The 25,629-nt window shown below is 31.5% G+C and carries 28 protein-coding genes and 1 other RNA gene; 12 read left to right on the forward strand and 17 right to left on the reverse strand.

The genetic code is table 11. The features are described from left to right. Positions 1 to 317: 317 nt before the first annotated feature. Positions 318 to 2,441: an ATP-binding protein gene (locus tag Q0829_RS00005; protein ID WP_298538511.1), complete on the reverse strand. Its 2,124-nt coding sequence runs from the start codon at positions 2,439 to 2,441 to the stop codon at positions 318 to 320. Positions 2,442 to 2,780: 339 nt separating this feature from the next. Between Q0829_RS00005 and Q0829_RS00010 the strand changes: the two genes are divergently transcribed. Beyond that, positions 2,781 to 3,407, forward strand: a complete 627-nt coding sequence (locus Q0829_RS00010) for a hemolysin III family protein (protein ID WP_298538513.1) — start codon at positions 2,781 to 2,783, stop codon at positions 3,405 to 3,407. A gap of 213 nt (positions 3,408 to 3,620) precedes the next feature. On the opposite strand, the gene Q0829_RS00015 is transcribed toward Q0829_RS00010, so the two are convergent. The 4 genes from Q0829_RS00015 to Q0829_RS00030 form a co-directional block, all read right to left on the reverse strand. Beyond that, complete coding sequence (locus tag Q0829_RS00015) at positions 3,621 to 4,421, reverse strand: hypothetical protein (protein WP_298538516.1); 801 nt, start codon at positions 4,419 to 4,421, stop codon at positions 3,621 to 3,623. 93 nt (positions 4,422 to 4,514) lie between these two features. Further along, positions 4,515 to 4,943, reverse strand: a complete 429-nt coding sequence (locus Q0829_RS00020) for a DUF4268 domain-containing protein (RefSeq protein ID WP_298538518.1) — start codon at positions 4,941 to 4,943, stop codon at positions 4,515 to 4,517. 1 nt (position 4,944) lies between these two features. Continuing rightward, positions 4,945 to 5,622, reverse strand: a complete 678-nt coding sequence (locus tag Q0829_RS00025; RefSeq protein ID WP_298538520.1) for a ZIP family metal transporter — start codon at positions 5,620 to 5,622, stop codon at positions 4,945 to 4,947. Further along, entirely contained in the window at positions 5,622 to 6,353 is a 732-nt protein-coding gene (locus Q0829_RS00030) for a class I SAM-dependent methyltransferase (RefSeq protein ID WP_298538522.1), read from the reverse strand. Before Q0829_RS00030 ends, Q0829_RS00025 begins: the two co-directional genes overlap by 1 nt. 164 nt (positions 6,354 to 6,517) lie before the next feature. Between Q0829_RS00030 and Q0829_RS00035 the strand changes: the two genes are divergently transcribed. Continuing rightward, complete coding sequence (locus Q0829_RS00035) at positions 6,518 to 7,666, forward strand: class I SAM-dependent RNA methyltransferase (RefSeq protein WP_298541178.1); 1,149 nt, start codon at positions 6,518 to 6,520, stop codon at positions 7,664 to 7,666. Between the two features lie 27 nt (positions 7,667 to 7,693). On the opposite strand, the gene Q0829_RS00040 is transcribed toward Q0829_RS00035, so the two are convergent. From Q0829_RS00040 to rlmD, 3 genes are read right to left on the reverse strand one after another with little or no spacing between them, the layout of a single operon-like run. Continuing rightward, positions 7,694 to 8,431: a DUF6048 family protein gene (locus Q0829_RS00040; protein ID WP_298538524.1), complete on the reverse strand. Its 738-nt coding sequence runs from the start codon at positions 8,429 to 8,431 to the stop codon at positions 7,694 to 7,696. Next, positions 8,397 to 8,915: a DUF6452 family protein gene (locus tag Q0829_RS00045; RefSeq protein WP_298538526.1), complete on the reverse strand. Its 519-nt coding sequence runs from the start codon at positions 8,913 to 8,915 to the stop codon at positions 8,397 to 8,399. The genes Q0829_RS00040 and Q0829_RS00045 overlap by 35 nt, the downstream gene beginning before the upstream one ends. A gap of 3 nt (positions 8,916 to 8,918) precedes the next feature. After that, entirely contained in the window at positions 8,919 to 10,328 is a 1,410-nt protein-coding gene (rlmD, locus tag Q0829_RS00050) for a 23S rRNA (uracil(1939)-C(5))-methyltransferase RlmD (RefSeq protein ID WP_298538528.1), read from the reverse strand. Positions 10,329 to 10,443: 115 nt separating this feature from the next. Here rlmD and Q0829_RS00055 point away from each other — a divergent pair, with 115 nt between their 5' ends. The 3 genes from Q0829_RS00055 (at position 10,444) to rocD (ending at position 12,891) form a co-directional block, all read left to right on the forward strand. After that, the gene (locus Q0829_RS00055) at positions 10,444 to 10,992 is read left to right on the forward strand and encodes a sigma-70 family RNA polymerase sigma factor (RefSeq protein ID WP_298538530.1); all 549 of its coding nucleotides are present in this window, start codon (positions 10,444 to 10,446) and stop codon (positions 10,990 to 10,992) included. A 5-nt stretch (positions 10,993 to 10,997) separates the two neighbouring features. Next, the gene (locus Q0829_RS00060) at positions 10,998 to 11,384 is read left to right on the forward strand and encodes a DUF6768 family protein (RefSeq protein WP_298538532.1); all 387 of its coding nucleotides are present in this window, start codon (positions 10,998 to 11,000) and stop codon (positions 11,382 to 11,384) included. Positions 11,385 to 11,613: 229 nt separating this feature from the next. Further along, entirely contained in the window at positions 11,614 to 12,891 is a 1,278-nt protein-coding gene (rocD, locus tag Q0829_RS00065) for an ornithine--oxo-acid transaminase (RefSeq protein ID WP_298538534.1), read from the forward strand. A gap of 111 nt (positions 12,892 to 13,002) precedes the next feature. On the opposite strand, the gene Q0829_RS00070 is transcribed toward rocD, so the two are convergent. The 4 genes from Q0829_RS00070 to Q0829_RS00080 form a co-directional block, all read right to left on the reverse strand. Next, entirely contained in the window at positions 13,003 to 13,311 is a 309-nt protein-coding gene (locus tag Q0829_RS00070) for a CCC motif membrane protein (protein ID WP_298538536.1), read from the reverse strand. Positions 13,312 to 13,317: 6 nt separating this feature from the next. Continuing rightward, positions 13,318 to 13,614 carry a DUF2752 domain-containing protein gene (locus tag Q0829_RS27590; protein ID WP_366141955.1) on the reverse strand — a complete coding sequence of 99 codons (297 nt, stop codon included), beginning with the start codon at positions 13,612 to 13,614 and terminating at the stop codon, positions 13,318 to 13,320. A 75-nt stretch (positions 13,615 to 13,689) separates the two neighbouring features. Next, positions 13,690 to 14,007, reverse strand: coding sequence for a CCC motif membrane protein (locus Q0829_RS00075; RefSeq protein WP_298538538.1), 318 nt, complete (start codon positions 14,005 to 14,007; stop codon positions 13,690 to 13,692). 12 nt (positions 14,008 to 14,019) lie between these two features. Further along, positions 14,020 to 14,310, reverse strand: a complete 291-nt coding sequence (locus tag Q0829_RS00080; protein WP_366892372.1) for a DUF2752 domain-containing protein — start codon at positions 14,308 to 14,310, stop codon at positions 14,020 to 14,022. A 90-nt stretch (positions 14,311 to 14,400) separates the two neighbouring features. Between Q0829_RS00080 and Q0829_RS00085 the strand changes: the two genes are divergently transcribed. Continuing rightward, the gene (locus tag Q0829_RS00085; RefSeq protein ID WP_298538539.1) at positions 14,401 to 14,622 is read left to right on the forward strand and encodes a hypothetical protein; all 222 of its coding nucleotides are present in this window, start codon (positions 14,401 to 14,403) and stop codon (positions 14,620 to 14,622) included. A gap of 5 nt (positions 14,623 to 14,627) precedes the next feature. Beyond that, positions 14,628 to 15,182: a DNA mismatch repair protein MutS gene (locus Q0829_RS00090; RefSeq protein ID WP_298538541.1), complete on the forward strand. Its 555-nt coding sequence runs from the start codon at positions 14,628 to 14,630 to the stop codon at positions 15,180 to 15,182. Here the strand turns inward: Q0829_RS00090 and Q0829_RS00095 are convergent, their stop codons facing one another. Beyond that, positions 15,183 to 15,734: a hypothetical protein gene (locus tag Q0829_RS00095; RefSeq protein ID WP_298538543.1), complete on the reverse strand. Its 552-nt coding sequence runs from the start codon at positions 15,732 to 15,734 to the stop codon at positions 15,183 to 15,185. 10 nt (positions 15,735 to 15,744) lie between these two features. Beyond that, positions 15,745 to 16,980 (reverse strand): hypothetical protein, encoded by a 1,236-nt coding sequence (locus tag Q0829_RS00100; protein ID WP_298538545.1) that lies wholly within the window; start codon positions 16,978 to 16,980, stop codon positions 15,745 to 15,747. Positions 16,981 to 17,290: 310 nt separating this feature from the next. On the opposite strand from Q0829_RS00100, the gene Q0829_RS00105 reads away from it, so the two are divergent. After that, the gene (locus tag Q0829_RS00105) at positions 17,291 to 18,439 is read left to right on the forward strand and encodes a cysteine desulfurase family protein (RefSeq protein WP_298538547.1); all 1,149 of its coding nucleotides are present in this window, start codon (positions 17,291 to 17,293) and stop codon (positions 18,437 to 18,439) included. Here Q0829_RS00105 and Q0829_RS00110 read toward each other — a convergent pair. Both Q0829_RS00110 and Q0829_RS00115 read right to left on the reverse strand, forming a co-directional pair. After that, positions 18,436 to 20,898: a carboxypeptidase-like regulatory domain-containing protein gene (locus Q0829_RS00110; protein WP_298538549.1), complete on the reverse strand. Its 2,463-nt coding sequence runs from the start codon at positions 20,896 to 20,898 to the stop codon at positions 18,436 to 18,438. The genes Q0829_RS00105 and Q0829_RS00110 overlap by 4 nt on opposite strands. Positions 20,899 to 20,911: 13 nt before the next feature. Further along, complete coding sequence (locus Q0829_RS00115; protein WP_298538551.1) at positions 20,912 to 22,600, reverse strand: M23 family metallopeptidase; 1,689 nt, start codon at positions 22,598 to 22,600, stop codon at positions 20,912 to 20,914. 180 nt (positions 22,601 to 22,780) lie between these two features. Here Q0829_RS00115 and Q0829_RS00120 point away from each other — a divergent pair, with 180 nt between their 5' ends. The 4 genes from Q0829_RS00120 (at position 22,781) to rny (ending at position 25,168) form a co-directional block, all read left to right on the forward strand. Continuing rightward, on the forward strand, positions 22,781 to 23,071 hold the full coding sequence (locus tag Q0829_RS00120) for a hypothetical protein (RefSeq protein WP_298538553.1): 291 nt from the start codon (positions 22,781 to 22,783) through the stop codon (positions 23,069 to 23,071). 8 nt (positions 23,072 to 23,079) lie between these two features. Beyond that, complete coding sequence (locus tag Q0829_RS00125; protein ID WP_118462813.1) at positions 23,080 to 23,370, forward strand: cell division protein ZapA; 291 nt, start codon at positions 23,080 to 23,082, stop codon at positions 23,368 to 23,370. 55 nt (positions 23,371 to 23,425) lie between these two features. After that, a non-coding RNA gene (gene ssrS / locus Q0829_RS00130) (6S RNA) lies at positions 23,426 to 23,547 on the forward strand. Between the two features lie 55 nt (positions 23,548 to 23,602). Continuing rightward, positions 23,603 to 25,168 (forward strand): ribonuclease Y, encoded by a 1,566-nt coding sequence (rny, locus tag Q0829_RS00135; RefSeq protein ID WP_298538555.1) that lies wholly within the window; start codon positions 23,603 to 23,605, stop codon positions 25,166 to 25,168. 38 nt (positions 25,169 to 25,206) lie between these two features. On the opposite strand, the gene Q0829_RS00140 is transcribed toward rny, so the two are convergent. After that, positions 25,207 to 25,623, reverse strand: coding sequence for a hypothetical protein (locus Q0829_RS00140; protein ID WP_298538557.1), 417 nt, complete (start codon positions 25,621 to 25,623; stop codon positions 25,207 to 25,209). Positions 25,624 to 25,629: the final 6 nt, after the last annotated feature.

Here is a 25,629-nt window from a genome sequence, read left to right on the forward strand (position 1 = left end):
ACTACAATCGTGGGAGAGTAGGTCGCCGCCTTCCTTGAAAACCCTTCATTATGACAATGAAGGGTTTTTTTATGTCTCGATGTTTTGATTTTAAAATAATTATACAAAAAATTATAGTGATTTAGATAGGGAGGGCAGAATCAAGAATAATATAATGATTCAAACTTTAGTTAGAGATCTATTTTTAGATCTAAAATTTTCAAGCGGATTTATAATGATTAACTATTTTAATAAAAGAATATAGTATATTAAAAATCATCTTTTATCTAAAAACGTATAAGATTAATGTTGAATTTTATTATTAATTAATACCCTTACTAAGATGCCTTTGAGATTTTACCATTAATGTGTGCTTCAACTTTTTGAAAGAACTCTTCATTTTTGTAGGGTTTTCTAAGAAAGTCATTGAAACCTGAATCTGGATTAAGGATTGCCTGTACCGTGTCTTGTGTATCTGATGCAGTCAATGCTATAATAGGTACATCTGGATTAAATTCTCTAATTATTTTAGTTGATTCCATTCCACCCATGTTAGGCATGTTTAGGTCCATTAATATGAGATCATATCTATTTTCTTTTACCATTTCAATAGCAATCAGACCATCACTTGCGATACTGGAATTAAACCCTTTGGTTTTTAAAACATTCTGAGTTACTATTTGATTAATCTTATTGTCTTCAACAATCAGAATATTATAGTCTTCAGTGTTCTTTAATTTGATATATTTTTTCAAATTGTTTATTTGATTTTTTTCTTGAGTAGTAGAATCAATTTCAAAAGAAATTGAAAAATAAAACATAGAACCTTTGCCAGGAGAGCTTTTTATTTGGATATCACCACCATGAAGATTAACCAAATTTTTAACGATGTGTAAGCCAAGCCCAGTACCAGTTGTATGATCTTTTGAATTAGCTTGAGAAAATTTATCAAAAATAATTCCTTGCTTATCAATAGGGATTCCTCTTCCATTATCTTTAATTTCAAAGGTGATTTTAACTTTATTATTTGTGATTATAGGGTTGACAAAGTTTAACCAGATGTCTCCGTTTTTGGTGAATTTATTTGCATTACTAATGAGATTAATGAAGATCTGCGATAATCTTACAGAATCTCCAATAAGATAGTGTGGTATATTTGGATCAAAATTAAGATGTAATGTGTTACCATTTTTATCAGCTTGATATTCAAATGAGTTTTTGATGTCATCTGCTAAGCTTTTGATGTTATATGCAGACTTATCTAGACTTATTTCATAAGATTCCATTTTAGTAACTTGAAGAACGTCATTAATAAGATTAAGTAAGTGATCCGCTGAAAATTTCATTAGTTTTATAAACTTATGATTTTCTTCATCTTTGATTCGTTCCATAAGAATAGATGATAAACCAACTACTCCGTATAGTGGGGTTCTAAGCTCATGGCTTACTGTAGATATAAATTTTGTCTTTACGGCTGCAAGACGATCTGATTTTTCTTTCGAAATTTTTAATTCTTTGTTCCTAATTGCTAAAGATTCTCCAAGAACTTTTGTTTTTCTATGATTATAGATGAAAAAGCAAAATAGGATCAGACATAATATTAGCAGTGATAAAGTAAATATAGAAACTGTTTTTGATTGTTTTGCTTTTTGAGTTTGTATGCTGTTATTCTTATTACTTACTACTAATTTCTCTTTAAATTGATTTGTTTCTAATTTCTCGGTTTCTAATGCGGTTTCGTGATGTTTAGTATACTTTTTTAGAATCGCATAAGCTCTGTCTTGTCTTCCGAATTTCACAAGTAACTCCTCATACTTTTTATAAATGTTCATTGCTTCTCTAGACATTTTATTCTTTTCTGCGATAGAAGCTGCTTTTTCGAAATGTCTTATTGCACTGTTATAGTTATTATGAATCTTATAATACTCACCAAAACTTAAATATGTTAAAAGTAATTCACTAATATGTTCAGCATTTTGGCTAAAATATTTATGACATTTTTTTAATAGCCTATGAGCTTTTCTGTAGTTTCTTGTTTTTAGATAAATATTGGCTAAATTTAGTTCTAAGCTATGTTTATAGTCGCTATTTAGGTTTTTAGAGTTTTCGTAAATATGTTTAATTCGTTTTAATGCTCTTGCTGGTTTGTTAAAACCCTCTAGATATACTAAGGCGATATTATTATTAACATCTATAATTAGTTCAGAATCTTCTTCTAATTCTTTTATAAATAGCTCGGCAATTTTATATTCTTTAAGAGCTTGTTTATATTCTTTATTAAGGAAATGTATTTTTCCTAATAGGTTATAGGAGTATCCTTTTAAATAATATTCTTGTTGTGCATTGAATTTAGTAGAAATGTCTATAATATCTTCAATAATCATAACACTATTCGCTCTTCCAATCGAGTTTAAGTGTTCTTCTGTATGAATAATTCTACATTCCAATTCAACGAATGACATTTCTTCGTATTGATCGGCGTAAAGAGTAGAAAAAAATAAGTTAAGGCATAGGAAACATATAAAATACTTGGTGATTTTAATATTTTTCATTTGTTACTTTAGATTTTGGGGTATCTAAATATATATAAAAAAACATAATTACGGGTTTAAATGCTTTAAAAATGTGGTTAAAACGTATTTATTTTGTTTTTAACACCAAAAAAGTAGTATTAACCTTACTTTTTAATATCCTGTTTTGAATACCAATATGACGAAAGTAACTGTTATATTTTATGTTATTATTTATAATTGTAATGAAATAGGCTTTGAAACATTAGTACTTTATTATTTTTGTAATCTATGAAAATACAAACACCGATTGAAGAAAGATGGAATTGGTTAACTCATGGATTTGGTTTCTTCCTTTCTGTTTTAGGTTTGTTTTTCTTACTACTAAATGATACATATAAAACTTCTTATAGTACATTTTCAATACTGTTATATTCGATTTCATTAATGGTGCTGTATTTTGCATCTTCGGCATACCATTATACAAATGATACTGTTCTTAAAAATCGTTTTAGGGTTATGGATCATATTAGTATTTATCTACTAATAGCAGGGACATATACACCGGTAACCTTAATTGGTTTAGTAAGTAGTAAAGGATGGCTTCTTTTTATATTAGTATGGTCTTTGGCTGGTTTTGGATCAATTCTAAAGCTTTTTTTTACTGGAAAATTCGAAATTCTTTCAGTGATTTTATATTTGCTAATGGGGTGGTTAATTGTTTTGGATATCAGTGCATTAACAAATCAAGTAGGTTCGGATGGAATTATGTATCTTATGTTAGGAGGATTGGCCTATACTTCTGGGATATTATTTTACGCTTTTAATAAGCTAAATTTTAACCATGTAATTTGGCATTTATTTGTGTTAGCAGGTAGTATCTTTCATTATATATTTATTTTGAAGTATATAATTTAAAGTAGATTTGATTTTGGAATTTTTTTTTCGAAATAGAATCTTTTCAAAAAAATAAATGACAAAAGTTTAAAAGATTAGCTAATATAACAAGACCTTCTAAAAATCAGTTGATATTTGTCAAACTGAGCTTGTCGAAGTTATTAAACATTTGACTTAAAAATTGTCTTCGACAAACTCAGACTGACCAATCATATTATTTGCTTTTATAGTTCCTTATCCTCTACACCCTCTAATTACTCCAAAAACATAATCATCTGCTGCTTCATTAAACTCATCGCCACAGTTTCTGTCACTACTTCCTCCACTGGCGTTATTGATATTACTACATTGATCATGATCCATGCAATCTTTTGTCCAGGCACTAGGTATCCACCATCTACCACAGTCTCCTCCGCATCGTCCCATACATCCGTAATTGTTTCTTGGCTTACTACCAACCTTTACTCTATCTCTGTGATTACCTCTAGAATCATCATATTCTGCATTTACGTAAGTGTTCTTTCTGATACAAGTAATACCTTCATTCCTGCTTTTTAAAGTGTTTGTGTTATTGGAGGATATTATGTTTCTTTTAGCATAGATATAATTATCGGGTGACTTTGCAAGATATTCCGTCATGCTTAATAGTGTATACTCTGTCATAGATATGTCACCATCTTTAGTGCTTAAAATATATTCTGATATTAGTTGTCCCATTTTAAGTAATGCTTCTTTTTGGTTTTCTGATAAGACATTATCGTAACCATTTATAGCTATACTTTCGTTTTCATAATTAATAGAGACATCTATCAAATTTTTATCAATTTCTAATGACAAAGTAAAATTAAGCTCGGAAGAAGCATTAACAACATAGGATATGTTGTGATTGTTTACCATCAGTTTTCCAACGAAATTATTTTCATTCTGGAGTTCCAAGCCAATTTCAGATGCTTTCGTGGAGATGTTTTCATCTGTACATTGCACGCATGCAATTGCGCATAGCAATATCGCTATAACTTTAAAATAATTTTTCATAAGATTGAGTTTGTGTTAGAAACTAATGTATGAAAAATCTTTCATATTTACGAATTTCATAAATAATTAATAAAATTATTTATGTTTTGTTAATTATGATTCGATAAAATCTTTATATTCTAAAAAGAAAGTTTCAAGTATGAGCATCTTTTCGTTTAGGAATTTCATAGTCATTTCCCAAGTTTTTTTATTATGTATGCTTACATCTGGCAGCTCCGCATAAATACGAGAAATGACTTTTTCATTTTCTAATTGATAGTATTCATCAAAAATGATATCATCTAGATATTCAGAAAGAATAATATTTTTCAAACTTAAAAACTTGTCATAATAATAAGCTCGTATAACCTTATCATAAGGTTCTATGTCTATAGAGACCTGAGCGACTTTGGTAGTAAAGGTGAACTTAAGTGTTACATCTTTAATCTTTGTATTATATAAAAGCCATTTACGAGGGTGCGTTTTACCAAATGTAGTCCAGAATTCTTGTCTGATTTTTTTTGATTCTTCTTTACTAAACATATTAAATGAAATAAGCACAAGCTGTTGCAGCTAGAATAACCATTAATTTGGTAATATTAAATTTATGGCCTTCATTACTTTCAAATAGAATAGTGGTAGAAACATGTAGAAATATACCAATGACGAGAGCAGTAATCTCTTTATAGTATTCTTGTACTGCGACAAAATGTTCAGAGATAAACGTTCCTAAAGGTGTCAATAAAGCGAAAATAAGAAGAAACAATATGATAATAGGTCTTTTTATTTTTGTATTAAATAAAAAGGTAGTTAGAATCATGGCTACCGGAATTTTATGAATAATAATCCCAATAAGAATACCTTCTGTATGATGAATAGGAAAACCTTCTAAAATAGCATGAATTCCTAAACTTATAAAAAGCAATTTAGGAATCCTGGTTGTTTCTTTATGAATATGTATATGTCCGTGTTCTGCTCCTTTTGAGAAATATTCTAGTACTTTTTGAAGTAAAATTCCAATCATAATCCAAACACCTGTCTGCTTAGCATATTGATGTTCTTCGAAGACTTCAGGCAATAAATTAAATATCGTAATAGCCAACAAAAATGCTCCGCTAAAAGCTAGAAGTAGTTTTAGTTTTTTTTGATTATTAGGTTTAAATATATACACTATTAATGAACCTATAAAAACTGCTGATATGGAGAGTATGTAGTTATACACTATTTAAAAATAAGAATGAGTCGAGGAGAAACGGTTTTATGAAATTTTTCAAGATGATAATCGCCAAAAATATCAAGCAAACTTACTTGGGCTTCTTCGAAATAATTTTTAAAGTCTTCTAAGGTCAAAGCTTTTACCCTTTCAGTAAACAAAAAATCCTCATTATTGTCATTAAATTTAATTTCCTTGTAGATGTAACCATCTTCTACATATCTTTTTATATGAAAATTTATCCCAGATACTTCTTTCGTTTCTTCTGGAACCAGGTTATCTATTACATAATCTACATTCATAAAGTCAATAACACCAAAGCCTCTTTCGTTTAAATCAGACTTTATGGCTTTAATTGTACTTAGATTACATTCTTCTTTTTCAAAATAACCGAAACTTGTAAAAAGATTGAATACTGCAGAAAACTTTTCAGAATAAGGTTTAGACATGTCATGTACCTTAAACTTCAATGATTCATTTTCGAATTGAGATGCGTATTCAATACTGTTTTTAGAAAGGTCAACTCCAGTAACATTATATCCTAATTTATTTAGATAAACACTGTGTCTTCCTTTACCACAAGCAAGATCCAAAATTTTTTCCTCTGGCTCTAAACTTAGATAACTAGTCAAGTTATCCATGAATTCCTGGGCTTCTTCGTGACCTCTATCTTTATATAATATATGATAATATGGTGTATCAAACCATGATGCATACCACATTGTAGAATCTTTTAGCATAGGGCGCAAAATTAATGTATTTTTGCGGTTTATTACCGCAAGGTCAAACGAATTATAAAAGCTTAGTCTCAAAAACAAAAAAAACTTTCTCGAAATAATATATTTAATGTTTTTTGAAAGTTGAATAACTTAGAATTATTAAAGAAGTGAATCATTCATTTAAAATGGTAGCCAAAACCTTTTTTGGCTTTGAAGAAATATTAGCAAAAGAGCTAAGGAATCTAGGTGCGCAAAAGGTTCAAATAGGTAATCGAATGGTTAGTTTTTATGGTGATACAGGCTTTATGTATAAGGCAAATCTTTGCTTAAGAACGGCTTTGAAAATATTGAAACCTATTTCTTCCAAAAAAATCCGTAATGAAAAGGATTTATATAATTTTATTCAATCTATTCGTTGGGATGAGTATCTAAATGCTGATGATACTTTTGCTATATACGCAACAGTAAACTCAACAATATTTCGGCATTCTCAGTTTATTTCTTTAAAATCCAAAGACGCTATTGTAGATAAGTTTAGGAAAGAAACAGGAAAGAGACCCAATGTAGATACAGATTATCCAGATTTGACTATTAATATTCATATCCAACAAGACTTATGTACAGTATCTTTAGATAGTTCTGGTGGATCATTACATCATAGAGGATATCGTAGTGCGACAAATATTGCTCCGATAAATGAAGTCTTAGCAGCTGGCCTGTTATTGTTATCTGGATGGGATGGGCAATGTGATTTTCTAGATCCAATGTGTGGTAGTGGAACTTTAGCTATAGAAGCAGCCATGATTGCTTGTAATATTCCTGCTAATTTAAACCGAAAAGAGTTTGCTTTTGAAAAGTGGTTAGATTGGGATATGGATTTATTTGAAAAAATTGAAGAAGCTAGTTTGAAAAAAACACGTGATTTTCATCATTCAATTGTTGGTTTTGATAAAGCTCCATCTGCAGTTAGAAAGGCGAAAAAAAATGTAGAAAATGCCAATCTTACTGATTTTATTAGTATTAAAGATGATAATTTTTTTGAAAGTTCTAAAAATGAGGATGAAAAGCTTCATATGGTTTTTAACCCACCATATGGAGAACGTTTAGAATTAGATGAAGAAAAGTTTTATGAACAAATAGGGGATACACTTAAACAGAGCTATCCAGATACGAATGCTTGGTTTATAACTTCTAATCTTGAAGCTATAAAGTATGTAGGGTTAAGACCTTCTCGAAAAATAAAAGTATTTAATGGTAAATTAGAATGCCGTTTAGTGAAATACGAAATGTATGCAGGAAGTAAAAAAGCTAAATTTCAGGATAATAAGTCTTAATTTAATTGATTAAAGTACCGTGGTTGTCTATCTTTTCTTTTTTATAAAAGGAATTAAATAGCTAATAGTGTATGTATAACCAACTCCAAATTGACTAAAGTCATTTGTTCTTCCGTATCCCGGAATAAATAAATTTTCAAATCCATCAAATTCATCATCAAATCCATCAGGATCTTTTTCACTAACAAGTCCTCTTAAAGATACACTGGCTCCCAAATAGAGATTGTTTAGTACTTCTACTTTGATTCCTAAAGTAAATTCTATCCAGCTAGCAGTTAAGTCTTCAGCTTCTCTTTTTTCTGTAATAGGTTCATTGGGAAAAAAATCAGTTCCCGTAAATATTCTATAACTGTTTAATGTCTGGTCAAAAGTAGAGAAACCATATCTAAGACCGGCATAGATACTATTTTGCATTCCATACCAGTTTTTATAGACGTTATAGTCAACACCTAATCTGATATAGCTTCCGGCCCCTTCTACTTCAATATTTTCTTCATCTCTTAAAAGAGATTCATTTCCTATTTCTGCTGCCAAATAGTAGTTTTTGTATACTCTATAATCTCCGTTAATCTCAAAACCGGAATAGTCGTCATTTATAGCAGTTCTAATTAATCGTGCGATATCCACACCAACTCTTAAACCATATTTTTCGGCAGGAGGTAAAGTGTCTCTTGCAGAAATGTTAGTTTCTTCAGTTTCTTGACTCAATATCGTACCTGAAATCAACAGGCTAATGAAAAATAAATACGTGTGCAGCTGTTTCATTGGTTACGTTATCTTCTTCTATCGTTATTCTTTTAATCCAGTTTCCTTCGTCTTCTTCTTGTGTTAGAGTACTTGTGAGTCCTTGAAAATTCACTTTAAATCCACAAGCACTACTCACGTACTCTTCTACTGGGGTATACTCAAAACTAACTATATCTCCATTTGCTAAAGTTGTATCATCATTTGTGGCATTAATAATAAATTCAAACTCTGTAATTTGAGAATCTACTCTTAAAGGAATCATTATTGAATCCCTTGATACAACATCAGGAACTGTACTCGTTATTAAAGGATCCGTAGATCTCACTTCAAGATCTACAGGTTGTTTAATATCAGATACGGTAACATCATCAATAAATTTAATAATCAGAAATGGTGTAGTTGGTGTATCTTCTGCACAGATATCATCTCGTTCACAACTAGAACTTAGATAAACTGCAGTAAGGCAGCAAACCAAAGGGATTAAAGTCTTGTATAACTTCATGAATTATCTTTTTTCTAATAAAACCACATTTTCTACATGGTGCGTTTGTGGGAACATATCTACAGGTTGTACTTTGGTAACCTTATACGTACTATCTAATAACGACAAGTCTCTTGCTTGTGTTGCACTATTGCAACTTACATATACAATCTTATTGGGCGAAATGTTTAATAATTGACCTACAACATCCTTATGCATTCCATCTCTTGGAGGGTCTGTAATTACAACTTCAGGTTGTCCATGAGTTGTAATAAATTCTGACGTAAATACTTTTTTCATATCCCCAACATAGAATTCTACATTATCAATATTATTATGTTTTGCATTTGTCTTGGCATCTTCAATAGCTTCAGGAACTGCTTCAACACCAATTACTTTTTTTGCTTTTTTAGCTACAAATTGAGCGATAGTACCTGTACCGGTATATAAGTCATACACTAATTCATTTCCAGTAAGACCGGCAAAATCTCTTGTTATCTTATATAATTCGTACGCTTGTTTAGAATTAGTTTGATAAAAAGATTTAGCATTAATCTTAAAACGTAAACCTTCCATTTCTTCTTCTATATGATCTTTTCCGTGATAACAGATTACTTCCTGATCATATATAGTGTCATTTCCTTTTGTATTAACAACATATTGTAAAGAGGTAATTTCAGGGAATTCAGAAATTATATAATCTAGTAATAATGTTCTTTTTTCTACGTCTTCATAAAAAAACTGAACCAAAACCATAATTTCTCCAGTAGATACAATTCTCATCATCAAAGTACGTAGAAAACCACTTTGATTTCTAGCATTATAAAAAGGTAAGTTATTCTCAGTAGCAAATGTCTTTACCTTATTTCTAATTGCATTACTAGGATCTTCTTGTAAGTGACATGTGTCAATATCCAAAATTTTATCCCACATTCCGGGAATGTGAAATCCTAATGCATTACGGTTCTCGATTTCAGTGCCACTCTGTATTTCCTCTAGTGTTAACCATCTACTATCACTAAATGAAAATTCCATTTTATTTCTGTAGAAAAATTGATCTTCAGAACCTAGAATTGGAGTTACAGAAGGCAATTCTATTTTGCCTAAGCGTGTCAGGTTATTAACTATTTCTTGTTGTTTATACGATAATTGATGCTCATATCCCATAAACTGCCATTTACATCCACCACAAGTACCAAAGTGCTTGCAAACTGGATCTACCCGTTTATCCGACTTTTTGTGGAAAACGGTTGCAGACCCTTCATAAAAAGCTTTTCGTTTTTTTGTAGTTTGTATATCTACCACATCACCAGGAACCGCATTGTTTATGAATATAATTTTTCCATCAGGAGCTTTGGCAATACTTTTCCCTTTTGCACCAGCATCGATTACTTCTATATTCTCAAAAACCTGTTTTCTGTTTTTTCTCGCCATAGCGCAAAAATAAGAATAGAAACTATATACTTATTAAATATTCCACATATCTTATGAAAAGAATAAAAAAAATGAACCTAATTCATATTTCTACGTCTATATTATAAAGGTTACCATGACAAACACCAATAAAACATTTGATTCTTTGTTGGTATTACAGTGCCAATCCGGAAATAAGAAAGCTGCAGCAATTCTTGTTAAACGATGGCATGAGAAATTATGTAAACAGGCGTATTGGTATAGTAAGGATATAGAGGCTTCTAAAGATATCGCTCAAGATAGCTGGAGTATAATATTACTAAAAATTCATAATCTGAAAGACCCTAATAGTTTCGGGAGTTGGGCTTTGACCATAGTTACAAGAAAATCGTATGATTGGCTACGTAAAAATAAAAAAGAATTAGAGGGTATAAACTCTTACGGTAAAAGCCTAGATCAAATTCCGATAGATTATGATACCGAAGAGAACGATGATAGTGTAATGATAGTATTAAAAAAATCTATAAAGATGTTGCCTAATAATCAACAAATGGTGCTTCATCTTTTTTATCTCGATGGTTATAGTGTAAAGCAAATAGCCGAAATAGCAAACGTTTCTACAGGTACTATAAAATCCCGCTTGTTTACTGCCAGAGAAAAATTAAAATTAATTCTAAAAAAATAAAAATCATGAAAAATAATATGGAAGATATCGATCAATTGATAAAAGAAACATTAACCAATGAAGAAGCGAAGTTTTATGACGAATTAGATGAGCAAAACTTATTAGAAATGGTAGGGGGGCTTTTCAAAACACGGAATAGTTGGGTTATTATTATGATGTTTATCGTAAACCTTGTAGTATTTGGGCTTTTTATATATTGTCTAATTCGCTTTTTAAATACCGATAATACTAATGAACTTATAAAGTGGAGCGCAGCTGGTTTTTTCTGTGTTATGATAACAGGAATGCTTAAGTTGTTTTCTTGGATGCAAATGGATAAAAATGCATTATTAAGAGAAATTAAAAGACTGGAATTGCAGATTTCATCTATAGCCGCAAAGTACGATCAATAAATAGGTGCTCTGGCTTTAGAAATCATTAAATCGTAATAATGAAAATCAATTATTTTGAATAATTAAAAATAGGGTGCATTACAGACTCTAAAATTAAATAATCAATAAAGATTTAGTAATTTTACGGTTCTCTTAGGGATGATTTCTCTCCCACGCTGAATTTTCGAGTCTTTTCGAAAGGATAAAGGTACAGAAGGAATGGTTATTTTATCAATTTAAATTATTAAAAATGGCTGTTTTAGAAAAATTAACTTCTCAACAAGCAATCGATTTAGAAAACAAGTATGGAGCTCATAACTATCACCCTTTGCCGGTAGTTTTAAAGAAAGGAGAAGGAGTATATGTTTGGGATGTAGAAGGAAAAAAGTATTATGATTTTTTAAGCGCTTATTCTGCCGTTAATCAAGGACACTGTCACCCAAAAATAGTAGGTGCAATGATGGAGCAGGCGCAAACATTGACGCTAACCTCTCGTGCATTTTACAATGATAAATTGGGAGAATATGAAAAATTTGCTTCAGAATATTTTGGTTTTGACAAGTTGTTACCAATGAATACTGGTGCAGAGGCTGTAGAAACAGCGTTAAAAATATGTAGAAAATGGGCATATGAAAAGAAAGGTATTGCAGAGAATGAAGCTCAGATTATAGTTTGTGAAAACAACTTCCACGGAAGAACTACTACCATTATTTCTTTTTCTAATGACCCTGTTGCACGAAAGAATTTTGGACCATACACGGCTGGATTTATAAAAATCGAATACGATAATCTTAAAGCATTAGAAGAAGCATTAGAAAATAATAAAAATGTAGCTGGATTCTTGGTAGAACCAATACAGGGAGAAGCAGGGGTATATGTTCCTTCTGAAGATTATTTGGCTAAAGCAAAAGCATTGTGTGAAAAACACAATGTATTATTTATTGCAGACGAAGTTCAGACAGGAATAGCGAGAACAGGTAGATTATTAGCTACTTGTGGTAATTGTTCTTGTAGTGATAAAAACTGTTCTGGAACTCCTAATGTAAAACCTGATGTTTTGATTCTTGGTAAAGCACTAAGTGGTGGCGCATACCCAGTTTCTGGAGTATTAGCGAATGATGATATTATGGAAGTTATCAAGCCTGGTAACCATGGAAGTACGTTTGGTGGAAATCCCGTGGCAGCAGCGGTTGCAGTTGCTGCATTAGAAGTTGTAAGGGATGAAAAGCTTGCAGAAAATGCATATCAGTTAGGAGAATTATTTAGATCAGAATTGAATGAATATATCAAAACATCCAATGTGGTTAATCTTGTTCGAGGTAAAGGATTGCTAAACGCTATTGTAATAAATGATGATGAAGAAAGTGAAACTGCGTGGAATATTTGTGTTGCCTTAAAAGAAAATGGGTTATTAGCAAAACCGACTCATGGAAATATCATACGTTTTGCACCACCATTGGTAATGACTAAAGAACAGTTGCTAGAATGTGTCGGAATTATTACAAAGACGCTTAAAGCATTTGAATAAATAAAAGAATAGTTTTTTAGAACTACGTTTTATATTAAAAGCACCCTTATTGGGTGCTTTTTGTTATTCCTTTGTTGATAGGAAATAATATTTATATTATAACAAAAAGTTCTATTGATTAAAAACCTCTGTCCAAGGAATCAAAGCCCCTACAAAAACGATGTAACCTAAGATTATTAATAGATATAGAGAGCTAAGACTTATACCAACTATAGCACAAATTCTTCCAGCTTTTAGGTTTTCGTATCCATAATAAAACTCTGGATTTTCATTATAAAGTTTAATAGACTGTTTAGAAATTACTAAGGCTACTATCCCAAATATTAATCCAAGAATTCCGTAGCAAAAACAAGTAACTATTGAAACAATACCAAAGATAAGAACAAGGGTAGCATTAGGTAATTGTTGTTTGTTTTCCATGTATGTTTATGATAATTGTTTGATAAAATAATTGGCAACAATAAGGATTATATTCAAGAAATAAAAGTATTTAAGGATGCTTGCACCATTTTTAAAATTAAAAAATATATGGCTAACTAAAAATCCAACCATAATAAGCATTGGTATTAAGGCAGGATACATTATGATAGAGTTCAGAAATTCTCCTTTTATCAAAAGAATAAAACTTCTTTGAAGCCCGCAACCCAAACATTCAATTCCTATGAATTCTTTAGAAGGGCAAAACAGAAGATTATTCTCAAGAAAAGTTATTGTTTCATTCATTTCTAATAAGCTCAAAAAATAAAAACTGCTTTGTTGTCAACAAAGCAGTTTTAAATATATTAAATTTTGGTTTTATTAATATTGTCCCATTTGTTCTCTGACCATATCCATATAACCTTCATAACCTATAGTTGCAAACATGATAACTACAAAGACTAGATAAATAGCACTTAGGATTAAACCAATTATTGCTAATATTTTTCCAGTTTTCACATTATTATATCCTTCATATAGTTCAGGGTTTTCTGTATACATTGCTGTGGCCTTTTTAGCAAGAACCAAAGCTACTATCGCAAAAATAAGACCAAGAATTCCATAACAACAGCATCCTAAAATTGATAAGATACCGAATACTAAAATAAGGGTAGAATTAGGTAAGGTTTGTTTTTCCATAAAAATAGTCGATTAGTTAAAAATGAATTTCATTTTGATTAGATAGCTTACAACCATTGTAAGCACAGATATAATAGTTAAGACAACTTTTACAAGTGAATCTTGTTTAAATTTAATAAAAAAATTAAACCCTAAGAAAAAAAGAAGAATAAGTAAAGGATATATAGCAGGATACATTTGGAAAGCAGCAACAAATTCTCCTTTAAATAGAAGCACTACCGACCTTTGTAAACCACATCCTAAACAATCAACACCAAAAAGTTTTTTGTTTAGACAAGGAAACATATACTTTTCCAAAGACATTTTTTCTTAATTATGTGGCACAATATACACAATTTGAGTATTCGAAAAATTAATGCTTAGAAAAAATCTAATATTTGATACTTTTGCATAATGGATAAAATGAAATTAAAAAAGATATTTAGTCTTCTTTTGATAACCGTAGGTGCTATTTTTTTAATTGTTGAAATAGCATCATCTAAAAAGAACTATTATTTACAGAGTGCAGGGATTGTATGCTTGATGTCTGGGATATTTATAATAAATACAAGTGTATCATCCAGAGCAACAAATAATAATATGGAGTATCCTAAAAATAATGAAGAAGAAGAGTAGAGAACATGATTAAGATAGGAGATATAGTTTCGGTATTAGACGAACCTATTAGCGGTAAGGTAATTTCTGTTAATGGAAATGAGATCACCATAACATCTGATGATGGTTTTGACATGATTTTTATGACTAATGAATTAGTGAAAGAGCAATCTGATAATTTAATCATTCCTTCTTATGAAGAAGTGGAGAGGAATCTACAGGAAAAAGAGATTTTTAAAAAGAAACCTAAAAGGCCAACAATAAAACCTAAAGAGAGAAGTGTACCGCCTATGGAAGTAGATCTCCATATACATAAGTTGGTTAAATCTACAAAAAGGATGACTAATCACGAAATGGTTACTTTACAACTAGATACTGCAAAAAGGCAATTAGATTTTGCAATTGGTAAACGTATTCCAAAGGTAGTTTTTATACACGGAGTGGGACAAGGAGTTCTTAAAGAGGAATTAAAATATTTGTTCGGACGATACGATAATATTAGTATATCAGATGCAGATTATAAAAAATACGGTCTTGGAGCTATGGAAATCTATATATTACAAAACCCTAAAAACGGATAGTTAGTTCGGGATGAATATAGTATCTGATCCTAAATCCAATTTTTCCTTTCGTAACGCAATACCATCTCCTTCTAGTGTTACATCCTTTAATATAACAGTTCTGGAATATGCAGTTTGAGTTGGATCGGGTTGATCCTCTGCAGCTTCATAACTAATTTCAGCCGTTCCATTAGTGCTTATAAGTTCTAAAGTTACGTTAATATTACTTACAGGAATACTACTACAGAAATATTCTTCTCCAATAATTGAAGTGTTAAATTCTCTATATAGAAGTTGATTGTTACTAGCATTTAGTGTTATTACTGTAGGTTCATCCAGAGATATGTCAGATGTCATTTCGGGATTAATTTCGAAACTGGAATCTGTGAAGTTAACCGATAATGATCTATTCATATCTACATCATTTACGAAAAATACAAAAGTATTATCATTTTCATTAGAGCAATTTTCCAGATCTCCGTTCAAATCATCAACAGAAAATTCTATAATATCACCTTCGCTACAACTTATTAGTAGGAGTGTGAAACATAAAAAATATAGTTTATTCATCATTCTATTAGTCTTAATTTAAGGGAGTGGTAATGGAGATGGTTTGGTCTCTAAAACCAAAGGAAAAATCATCATTTGTAAATTGGTCATTAACTTCATTTAAAATGAGATCACTAATTGTTAATGTAGTTCTAAAAGTTGTAATGACTGTATTATCAAGAACAGGAAGATTCTCTGTATTTGTAATGGGATTATTACCCATGATACTAGAGTCTAAATAGTTAGGTATGCCATTCCCATCATCATCATCATTCATTGGATTCCCGTCTCCATTAGTATCTTCATCAATTGTTAGAATGCCATCTCCATCATCATCATTATCTAAATAATTAGGTATACCATCACCATCCGTATCGTCATTTCTTGGATTCTCATCACCATCAACATCTTCATCTACTGTAGAAACATTATCTCCATCATCATCATCATCCAGAAAATCAGCGATACCATCATCGTCTGTGTCATCATCTCTTGGGTTTCCGTTTCCATTAATATCCTCATCTATAGTAGGAATATTATCTCCATCATCATCTGGGTCGATGTAGTTAGGGATGTCATCTCCGTCTGTATCAAGAAAACTATCGTCATTCGGATCACTGTTAGGTAACTCCACACTGGTTAATACATTGTCATTATCATCATCTTGATCTTTAAAGTCAGGAATTTGATCACCATCGGTGTCATATCCTTCCTCTATTCCTAGAGGATTTTCCATAGTTTGATTCGTATTTCCGATAGCGCTGTCATCCATAGCATCATCCAGATAATTAGGAACCCTATCACCATCCGGATCAGCCTCAGGGTCAATATTGTTTGGAGACTCTAAAGTAGATTCCACGCCGTCATTGTCATCTTCACTAACTATTAAGTTAGTTATAGTTGCTTCACCGTTTACACTTAAAAGTTCTTCAGTAACAATAATATTGCTATCAGGAATATTGTTGCAGTAATAATCTGAAGTAATAGCAGTATTAAATTTTCTGTAAATCAGACCATTATCCAAGTTGTCTAAGTTAATAATAATTGGGTTTTCGGTTATAGTAGTTGCAGAATATGTCGCATCAATAAAATTATATGATATAGATTCATTAACGGACGTATTTATCTTAAAGAAAACAAATTCGTCGGGTTTAGCTCCTTCGCAAAGTTGAAGATCTACGTCATCAAACTCAAAACTAGTAACAATGATATCACCATCATCACAAGAGATTAACCCCAAAAAAATAAAAATATATAAAAGCTTTTTCACTTTCTATGTTTTGAAAATTAGTAACAAATTGAAGTTTCATTATAGGAAACTATACTTTAATCTTATAGTATACTAAAATAGTTTACATATGATAAAGACGAATGAAATTTACACATGTTTATTTTAGGTATATTTTTTTCTGAATATTTTGACAAAAATAATGGAATTGAAAGATTATAACGTGCAGCGAGGAAAATAATTTTATTTGAATTAGATTTGTGGTTATAAAATAAAGATATGATAAAATGCATTGTTCGTTATTGCATTAATTGTATTTTTTTGTTGGTTTATAACTAATTTTTTAGATTTAATGCAAAAGGTTTATTTCGATAGTGCGGCAACTACGCAGTTGCGTCCCGAAGTGATTGATAGGATGACTTTGGTGTTAAGAGAGGATTATGGAAATCCTTCTTCTACTCATGGATTTGGTAGATCCGCTAAAAATCATATTGAGCAAGCTCGAAAGAATATAGCAAAATATTTAGGGGTAAAAGCTTCCGAAATTATTTTTACATCTGGTGGAACCGAAGCTGATAATCTGGCAATAAATAGTGCTGTTAGAGATTTAGGAGTAAAACATATTATTACTTCAAAAATCGAACATCATGCAGTTTTACATACAGTCCAGGAAATACAATCGCAAACTAATATATCTGTAAGCTATGTAGATGTTACTGTAGATGGTTCTATTGATTATAATCATTTAGAAAAGTTATTGGTTAATAGTACTGTTAAAACATTAGTTAGCTTAATGCATGTCAATAATGAGGTAGGAACTATTTTAGATATTGATAAGGTAGGTAATTTATGTAATAAGCATGAAGCTCTTTTTCATAGTGATATGGTGCAATCAATAGGGCATCTTAATGTAAATTTAAGTGAGCTTAATGTAGATTTTACAGCAGTTAGTGCTCATAAGTTTCATGGTCCAAAAGGAATTGGTTTTGCATATATCAAAAAGAATTCCGGACTAAAACCATTGATTTATGGAGGTGAGCAGGAGAGAGGGTATCGTGGTGGAACAGAAGGAGTGCATAATATTGCAGGTATGGACGAGGCATTACGTTTAGCATATGAACATATGACTGAAGAAAAAGCATATATATCTAATCTAAAACAATATTTTGTAGATCAGTTAAAGGAACAAATTGATGGGATCAAATTTAATGCAAATTGTTGTGATTTAACTCATAGTACGTATACCTTAATTAATGTATGCCTTCCGATATCTCAGGAAAAAGCTGGTATTTTATTATTTCAATTAGATATCAAAGGAATAGCTTGTTCCAAAGGAAGTGCCTGTCAAAGTGGAAGCAATAAAGGCTCTCATGTCTTAACAGAAATACTGTCTGAAGAAGATATGCTTAAACCATCGATTAGATTTTCTTTTTCTAAATATAATACAAAAGAAGAGGTGGATTATGTGATTGGTGTTTTAAAAGAGTTTATTGAGGATTAAAACTTCATTCCCAATCGGACATTAAAAACCCTTTGAGTCAAGAAATTTGGAATGGAAAATTGTTGTTGTGACGCAGCATCTCTAACGAAGGTGTTTGTGATAGAGTTAAGATTATCAAAAACATTGAAGATTTCAAATCCTAGATTCAGCTCTTTAAATTTATTAAAGAAACTACCTTCTTTGCGTCTTATTTTTTGATCTACTACGATATAAGAAATTCCTAAATCTGCTCTTCGGTAATCTCGCAATCTAGTCTGGAAATTGTATGGATCAGCATTACTCGGTGAACCACCAGGAACACCTGTTTGGTATACAAGATTAAGATACATTTTTAAATTGGGAATCGTAGGTACATAATCCTGAAACAGTGCTCCGATTTTTACTCTTTGATCAGTGGGTCTTGCAATATATCCTCTATCATCAAGGTTTTCTTCAGTTTTTAGTAAACCAAGACTTACCCAGCTTTCAGTTCCAGGAACAAATTCACCATTTAGTCTTAAATCAAATCCGGCGGCATATGCTTCAGCATTGTTATTAGCTCGGTATCGAATTCTTACATTTTCTATAGTATACGAATTAACATCTGTAAGCTTTTTATAATATAGTTCTGTGGTAAGTTTAAAAGGTCTGTCCCACATGTTAAAACTGTAATCATTACCAGCGACTAAATGAATAGATTGTTGGGCTTTTACATCGGGTTGAACGGTTCCTTGAATATCTCTTAATTCTCTATAAAAAGGAGGTTGATGATACACCCCTCCAGAAAGTCTGAAAATCATATCTGCTTTCCAATCGGGTTTGATGGCTATTTGAGCTCTTGGGCTAAATACGGTCTGAGAAGTACTATTAATTCCATCTCCAGAAACATTCCAATTATGTGCTCTTATTCCAGCATTCATCCAAATTTCGTGTTCTTTAATAGTGGATCGGAAACTATACTGAGCGTATCCCGAAAACCTATCAATAGTTACCATATTAGTAGCTCTTACACTAGTGAAAGGAACAATAGGACTTGCATTAGGATTATAAGGTTGATCATTAATAAAAGTACCAGGTGGGCGAATCGAAAATCCAGCAGAGTCAATAACTTCATATTCCTGAATTCGATCTCTAATGTCTTCAGAAGTATATTTTATACCCCAATCTACTTGATGCTCATCTGCAATATAGGTTCCTTTGTGCTCAAGATTAAATATTAAAGCATCAAGATCATTTCTCGCATGAGTTAGTTGAGAACCAATACCTTCGTTAAACTCAACTTCACCAAGATCTTCACTACCAATATCTGTATTTACTGCTCCTAAAAAATAAGCGGCAAAAATATCAAAATACTCTTGCTCTTGTGTATGGTAAGCCGAACCGATTAATTTTAAAGTTAAATTTTCATTAGCTTGATATGTGCCTTTTAATGCACCAAAATAAGTTTCATATTGGTCTTTTTCCTGACCATCATAGAAAATTGTTAGTGCAATCGGATTCGTAATTGTACCAAAATTGGTTTGACGTGTTAGTGGTTCGTAATCGTATTTGTTGATCGCAATATTACCTAGAAAACCTAATTCAAACTTATCAGAAAAATTATAAGATAGGTAGGTTTGTAGATCCGCAAATCTAGGTCTAAAATTAGTTTCAGTTTGTCTGGCATCTACTAAAAGACTATTGTCTCTATATCGAACACCAACTACTCCTGCAAATTTTTTATCCTTCGTTATTGCTCCGGCAGATATACTTCCTCCTAATAGACTTAGATCGGCAGTTAAATCAAATCGTGTCGGTCTGCGATATGTAATATCTAGAACAGAAGAGAGTTTGTCTCCATATTTTGCCTGAAAACCACCTGCAGAGAAATCAACATTTCTTACCAAGTCGGTATTCACAAAACTTAATCCTTCTTGTTGTCCCGAACGAATAAGAAAAGGACGATAAACCTCTATTTCGTTTACATATACTAAGTTTTCATCAAAGTTACCTCCTCTTACCGAATATTGAGTACTCAATTCATTATTAGAGCTAACTCCTGGAAGCGTTTTTAGCAAGCCTTCTACACCAGCATTAGCAGATGGAGTTATACGAATTGTTTCTGGATCTAATGTCGTAATTCCTTCTACCACTTTTCGCTCTCTCCCAGTAATAATTACTTCGCTGATCTGTTCAATATCTGTTTTTAATACAGGATTTAATTCATACTCCTGGTTTTCCTTTAAGTTAATGGTGAAAATAATATCCTTTAAACCAACATGACTTATTTTAATTTTTACATCCTCATTAGCAGGAATACTGAGTATGTATACACCATTTTGGTCTGTGCGTGTGCCAGAATTTTCATAGGATACATTGGCTCCAACTATGGGTTTGTTGAACTCGTTAAGAACAACACCTTTTACGACTGCATTTTGAGCTATTATGTTATGACTTGTGAAGGCTAGAAAAAAAACAAAAAGGAAGTGGAGATTTTTCAAAGAATATATCTATTTACGGTTTTCTAAAGAATGTTGTTTCAAATGTAGCATTATTTCCTACTTTATCTAACACAATAAGTTTAAATTTATTTTCTGTCTCAGCAATTATTTTGTCATTAAAATCATAAACTAACATTCCTGTTTTATAATCATACTCCATCAAAATGAATTTCCCGTTTATTGTAGCGCGATAGCTTTTTATTCCAGAATCAGCGTCATCAATCTTAATCTTTAAAAAATTAGCTTTGGACATCCATTTTTTACCAGATACATTTATGGGAACTATGGTGGGTATGTTAAGGTCAGTAAATAAAGAGTAACTACCCAGTGTTCTTGTTCTTGTCGAAAAACGATTGACTTTTTTATTGGTTTTTACATAATAATGCTTATTGTTATAGCCTAACCTTCCTATATATAATTTTTTCTTATCTGATTCACTGTAGTTAGAAACATCAAATACAATTGTCATGTTTTTATGTAATGGAATTTCATCCTGATGAATTTTAATAGTATCACCATTGGCCTGAATGTCTAGATATGCATTTTCGTACAAACTACCTTTAGGAATATACAAATCAAAAATCCCAGAATTAAATGTAAAGTTTTCTGTTGGTTTTGCTAGATAAGGAGTCTTAATAATTTCTTTTTTTGAAAACTCAGGTAGTTGTTTTCCCTGTATTGGGATACTAATTACAGTGGTGTTACCCTTAAAATCTTCGACTAAAACTTTAGCCGTATACGATAAGCTATCTTCCACTTTAAAAATTCCTTTGTCAACGATATTTTTATAAATGGTAAGCGGATTATTTTTTTCAATAAATAGTTTTGTAATCCTATTACGATTCTTTTTATAGTATGAGTAATCAATTAATCTATTAATATAGCGAGTCTCCGAAAATGAAAATCGTTTCATTTCCATAGCAAAATTTTCCTGACCATTGAGTTCTGTCGAAATCTTATAAATCCCATTTTTGTTGGCTGCTAAATTTTGTTGATCTATGGTCGAAACACCAATCCCTATTTTTCCTATTGCATTAACGCCTTCAGCTTTATAACTACCATTCTCCAATGGTATTAATCTTAATTTTGCCGGTTGTTGATCTCCATTAACATGTGAGTTTTTATCAAGACTATATATCCAAACACTATTAATTGTAGGTTTTTTAGTGTCCTTGATGTCAATACCAAAACACATAGGATTCATTGGTCTTGCTTTTGAATCTCTTATCTCGAAATGTAAATGTGGACCACCACTACCTCCTGTGTTACCGCTATAAGCAATTACATCTCCTTTTTTAATAGATAAAGCTCCCGCCTTCGGAAAAAGTTCGATTTCATATGATTCTTTTGCGTATTGCCTTTTTTTGATATATGCCTCTATCTTAGGGGAAAATTTTTGGAGGTGTGCATACACAGATGTATACCCATTAGGGTGTGATATATACATTGCTTTTCCGTATCCAAAATGAGAAATTTTTATTCGACTTATAGTTCCATCACCTGCTGCATATACTTTTAAGCCTTCCTGACCTTCTGTTTTTAAATCTAAACCAGAATGAAAATGATTAGATCGTAGTTCTCCATAAGTTCCAGAAACAGCAAGAGGAATATCTAAAGGGTTTATAAAATAGTCTTTCGGAATGTCTTTTTGACAGTGCCCGATTCCAATATTGAATATTAAAAATAGTGTTAGTATACGCATAGGCAGTAAATGTAAATATTTAGGAATTAAAATTAAAGTGATGTTTAATTAAAAACTAAAAGGCTATAAACTAACCACTTGATTGATGAGATATTGGGGCTGTAAAATTAGTTCAAAAACTATTGGGTTTTTTCAATTGGTATGTTAACTTTGTGTAACGAAGTATTGCGTGAAATTATAATGAGTGATTTAATTGAAATTGTTGATTCTCTTGAGAATAGGATAAGTAAGTTGATTCATAAGCATGAGTTGCTTAAACAACAAAATGCTGATCTTAGAGATAAAATAAAAGATTTGAAGTCTAATTCAGAACTTCAGATTGATCAATTAAAACAATGGGAAGAAAAATTCAGTGCACTCAAAAATGCAAATGCAATGCTAGGCAGTGACGAATACAAAAGGGAAACCAAGCTCAAAATAAATGCCTTAATAAGGGAGATAGATGTGTGTATAGCGCAGCTGTCAGAGTAATATAAAATATGGCGGATAAACTAAAAATCAAATTATCAGTTGCGGATAGAGTGTATCCATTAACTATTAATCCTGATCAAGAAGAAGGATTAAGAAAAGCAGCTAAAAAGATTGAAGCCATGATTAAGCAATTTGAGCAAAGTTATGCAGTGAGAGATAAGCAAGATGTATTAGCAATGTGTGCTTTACAATTTGCTGCACAAGTAGAACAAAAGGTTATAGATAAAGATAGTGATGAGATAAATGTAACAGGGCGATTAAGTGCTCTGAATACTTTGTTGCAAGATCATCTATCGTAGACGTTCATTAAAATAAATAAGGTTACTGCCTGCACTAGTTATTATTTTTTGATAAACTCAACAAGAATTATTTTAAAAAGGGTGAGTTTAAGTTGTAAAAGCATGCCGTACTGATATATATCAGTTCTGCGGATCCTTGAGCAATTTGTTAGCCCTAAACCTGTTTTTACAGAGTTTATACAAAACCCATGCTAGTGCAGGCTTTTTTTATATATAAACACTAACTAGGATTATGGATAACATTATATTTTTGATTATTGCGGCAGTGGCGGGTTTAGTGATAGGTTTTATTATTGCTAAAGTGTTAGAGCGCAGTAGAGCTTCAGAAATTGTCAAAAGCGCCAAAAAAACATCTCAAAGTATTATTAGAGAAGCTAAAAGTGAAGGAGAGACGATTAAGAAGGATAAAATACTTCAGGCTAAAGAAAAATTTATAGAGTTGAAATCAGAACATGAAAAAGTGATTTTATCTCGTGATAAAAAAATGGCTGAAGCAGAAAAGAGAACTAGAGACAAAGAATCTCAAATCTCTAACGAGCTTTCTAAAGGGAAGAAACTGAATACGGAACTGGAACAAAAAATCAAGGATTACAATCATCGAAATGAGTATCTTGAGAAAAAGCAAAGCGAACTAAAAAAACTTCATAAAAGCCAAGTTCAGCAACTAGAAGTGATATCTGGGTTGTCTGCAGAGGAAGCAAAAGAGCAGCTTGTGGAATCTTTAAAGGAGCAAGCTAAGACCGATTCTATGGCACTGATACAGGATACTATAGAAGAAGCAAAACTGACTGCTCAACAAGAAGCTAAAAAAGTAATTATTAATACGATACAACGAATAGGTACGGAAGAAGCGGTAGAGAATTGTGTATCCGTATTTAATATCGAAAGTGACGATGTAAAAGGACGTATTATTGGTCGTGAAGGTAGAAATATTAGAGCTATAGAAGCTGCTACTGGAGTAGAAATTATTGTTGATGATACTCCTGAAGCAATTATATTATCGTGTTTTGATTCTGTAAGACGAGAAGTTGCTCGCCTTTCTTTACATAAATTAGTAACCGATGGAAGAATACATCCAGCGCGTATTGAAGAAATAGTTAAAAAAACAAGAAAACAAATTGACGAAGAGATTATAGAAGTTGGTAAAAGAACCGTTATTGATCTTGGAATTCACGGATTACATCCCGAGTTAATTAAAACTGTGGGTAGAATGAAATATCGTTCTTCCTACGGACAAAACTTATTACAGCATTCTAGAGAAGTAGCAAAGCTTTGTGGGGTGATGGCTTCAGAACTTGGACTTAACCCAAAACTAGCCAAAAGAGCAGGTTTGTTACACGATATAGGTAAAGTTCCTGACACGGAGACTGAAGTTCCACATGCTATTCTAGGAATGCAATGGGCTGAAAAATATGGTGAAAAACCAGATGTTTGTAATGCAATTGGTGCTCACCACGATGAAATAGAAATGACAGCACTTATTTCTCCTATTGTTCAAGTTTGTGATGCGATAAGTGGAGCTAGACCTGGAGCTCGTCGTCAAGTATTAGATTCTTATATACAAAGATTAAAGGACCTAGAGGATATTGCATTCGGGTTTAATGGAGTAAAGAAAGCATATGCTATTCAGGCAGGTAGAGAATTACGTGTTATAGTAGAAAGTGAAAAAGTTAATGATGAAAGAGCTGCTAGTTTGTCATTTGAAATTTCTCAGAAAATACAAACAGATATGACGTATCCTGGTCAAGTTAAAATTACTGTTATTAGAGAGACAAGAGCGGTTAATATTGCTAAGTAAATATTATTACATAGCTATTTTGTAACAAAAAAAGAGAATCAATTGATTCTCTTTTTTTGTTTATCTGATGAGATGGTCAGTTCCTTATATTTATTAATAAGATCATCTTTCCAAGTCAATGCAGATTCCACATCATCAAATTGACGAAACTCTTTTTTAAAAAATGATTTTTCATAAGTAGTTTGAACTTTTTGTTTAGGATCATTAGATACCACTGCAAACCCCAAAAGATTTGGCACCTTTGCTGTTTTTATATATATGATTGGATCTACTGCATACGAATGAATTCTATGTGTAATATATACGAAAGGTGCTTTTTTAAAATGTTTTTCTGCAATTTTAATTAGAATGGAGTTGTTTTTTTCTGAAACAACAATACCTTCTTTCATAACGGCTATCATATAGTTCTGATATACGTCTAATTTGCAAAAGTCTAAATTATAAGATCTAATCATTGGGGG

Source organism: uncultured Aquimarina sp., assembly GCF_947492405.1.
GTDB lineage: Bacteria > Bacteroidota > Bacteroidia > Flavobacteriales > Flavobacteriaceae > Aquimarina.

What these genes read in the sequence shown, in the direction of transcription:
- Q0829_RS27590 (WP_366141955.1), bottom strand. Translation starts at nt 13,614, where the DNA reads ATGAATGAAACAATAACTTTTCTTGAGAATAATCTTCTGTTTTGCCCT.
- Q0829_RS00055 (WP_298538530.1), top strand. Translation starts at nt 10,444, where the DNA reads ATGACAAACACCAATAAAACATTTGATTCTTTGTTGGTATTACAGTGC.
- Q0829_RS00105 (WP_298538547.1), top strand. Translation starts at nt 17,291, where the DNA reads ATGCAAAAGGTTTATTTCGATAGTGCGGCAACTACGCAGTTGCGTCCC.
- Q0829_RS00030 (WP_298538522.1), bottom strand. Translation starts at nt 6,353, where the DNA reads ATGCTAAAAGATTCTACAATGTGGTATGCATCATGGTTTGATACACCA.
- Q0829_RS00070 (WP_298538536.1), bottom strand. Translation starts at nt 13,311, where the DNA reads ATGGAAAACAAACAACAATTACCTAATGCTACCCTTGTTCTTATCTTT.
- Q0829_RS00115 (WP_298538551.1), bottom strand. Translation starts at nt 22,600, where the DNA reads ATGCGTATACTAACACTATTTTTAATATTCAATATTGGAATCGGGCAC.
- rny (WP_298538555.1), top strand. Translation starts at nt 23,603, where the DNA reads ATGGATAACATTATATTTTTGATTATTGCGGCAGTGGCGGGTTTAGTG.
- Q0829_RS00045 (WP_298538526.1), bottom strand. Translation starts at nt 8,915, where the DNA reads ATGAAGTTATACAAGACTTTAATCCCTTTGGTTTGCTGCCTTACTGCA.
- Q0829_RS00015 (WP_298538516.1), bottom strand. Translation starts at nt 4,421, where the DNA reads ATGAAAAATTATTTTAAAGTTATAGCGATATTGCTATGCGCAATTGCA.
- Q0829_RS00090 (WP_298538541.1), top strand. Translation starts at nt 14,628, where the DNA reads ATGATTAAGATAGGAGATATAGTTTCGGTATTAGACGAACCTATTAGC.
- Q0829_RS00095 (WP_298538543.1), bottom strand. Translation starts at nt 15,734, where the DNA reads ATGATGAATAAACTATATTTTTTATGTTTCACACTCCTACTAATAAGT.
- Q0829_RS00120 (WP_298538553.1), top strand. Translation starts at nt 22,781, where the DNA reads ATGAGTGATTTAATTGAAATTGTTGATTCTCTTGAGAATAGGATAAGT.
- Q0829_RS00125 (WP_118462813.1), top strand. Translation starts at nt 23,080, where the DNA reads ATGGCGGATAAACTAAAAATCAAATTATCAGTTGCGGATAGAGTGTAT.
- Q0829_RS00085 (WP_298538539.1), top strand. Translation starts at nt 14,401, where the DNA reads ATGGATAAAATGAAATTAAAAAAGATATTTAGTCTTCTTTTGATAACC.
- Q0829_RS00010 (WP_298538513.1), top strand. Translation starts at nt 2,781, where the DNA reads ATGAAAATACAAACACCGATTGAAGAAAGATGGAATTGGTTAACTCAT.
- Q0829_RS00020 (WP_298538518.1), bottom strand. Translation starts at nt 4,943, where the DNA reads ATGTTTAGTAAAGAAGAATCAAAAAAAATCAGACAAGAATTCTGGACT.
- rlmD (WP_298538528.1), bottom strand. Translation starts at nt 10,328, where the DNA reads ATGGCGAGAAAAAACAGAAAACAGGTTTTTGAGAATATAGAAGTAATC.
- Q0829_RS00140 (WP_298538557.1), bottom strand. Translation starts at nt 25,623, where the DNA reads ATGATTAGATCTTATAATTTAGACTTTTGCAAATTAGACGTATATCAG.
- rocD (WP_298538534.1), top strand. Translation starts at nt 11,614, where the DNA reads ATGGCTGTTTTAGAAAAATTAACTTCTCAACAAGCAATCGATTTAGAA.
- Q0829_RS00075 (WP_298538538.1), bottom strand. Translation starts at nt 14,007, where the DNA reads ATGGAAAAACAAACCTTACCTAATTCTACCCTTATTTTAGTATTCGGT.
- Q0829_RS00060 (WP_298538532.1), top strand. Translation starts at nt 10,998, where the DNA reads ATGAAAAATAATATGGAAGATATCGATCAATTGATAAAAGAAACATTA.
- Q0829_RS00080 (WP_366892372.1), bottom strand. Translation starts at nt 14,310, where the DNA reads ATGTCTTTGGAAAAGTATATGTTTCCTTGTCTAAACAAAAAACTTTTT.
- Q0829_RS00005 (WP_298538511.1), bottom strand. Translation starts at nt 2,441, where the DNA reads ATGTCATTCGTTGAATTGGAATGTAGAATTATTCATACAGAAGAACAC.
- Q0829_RS00035 (WP_298541178.1), top strand. Translation starts at nt 6,518, where the DNA reads ATGGTAGCCAAAACCTTTTTTGGCTTTGAAGAAATATTAGCAAAAGAG.
- Q0829_RS00040 (WP_298538524.1), bottom strand. Translation starts at nt 8,431, where the DNA reads ATGAAACAGCTGCACACGTATTTATTTTTCATTAGCCTGTTGATTTCA.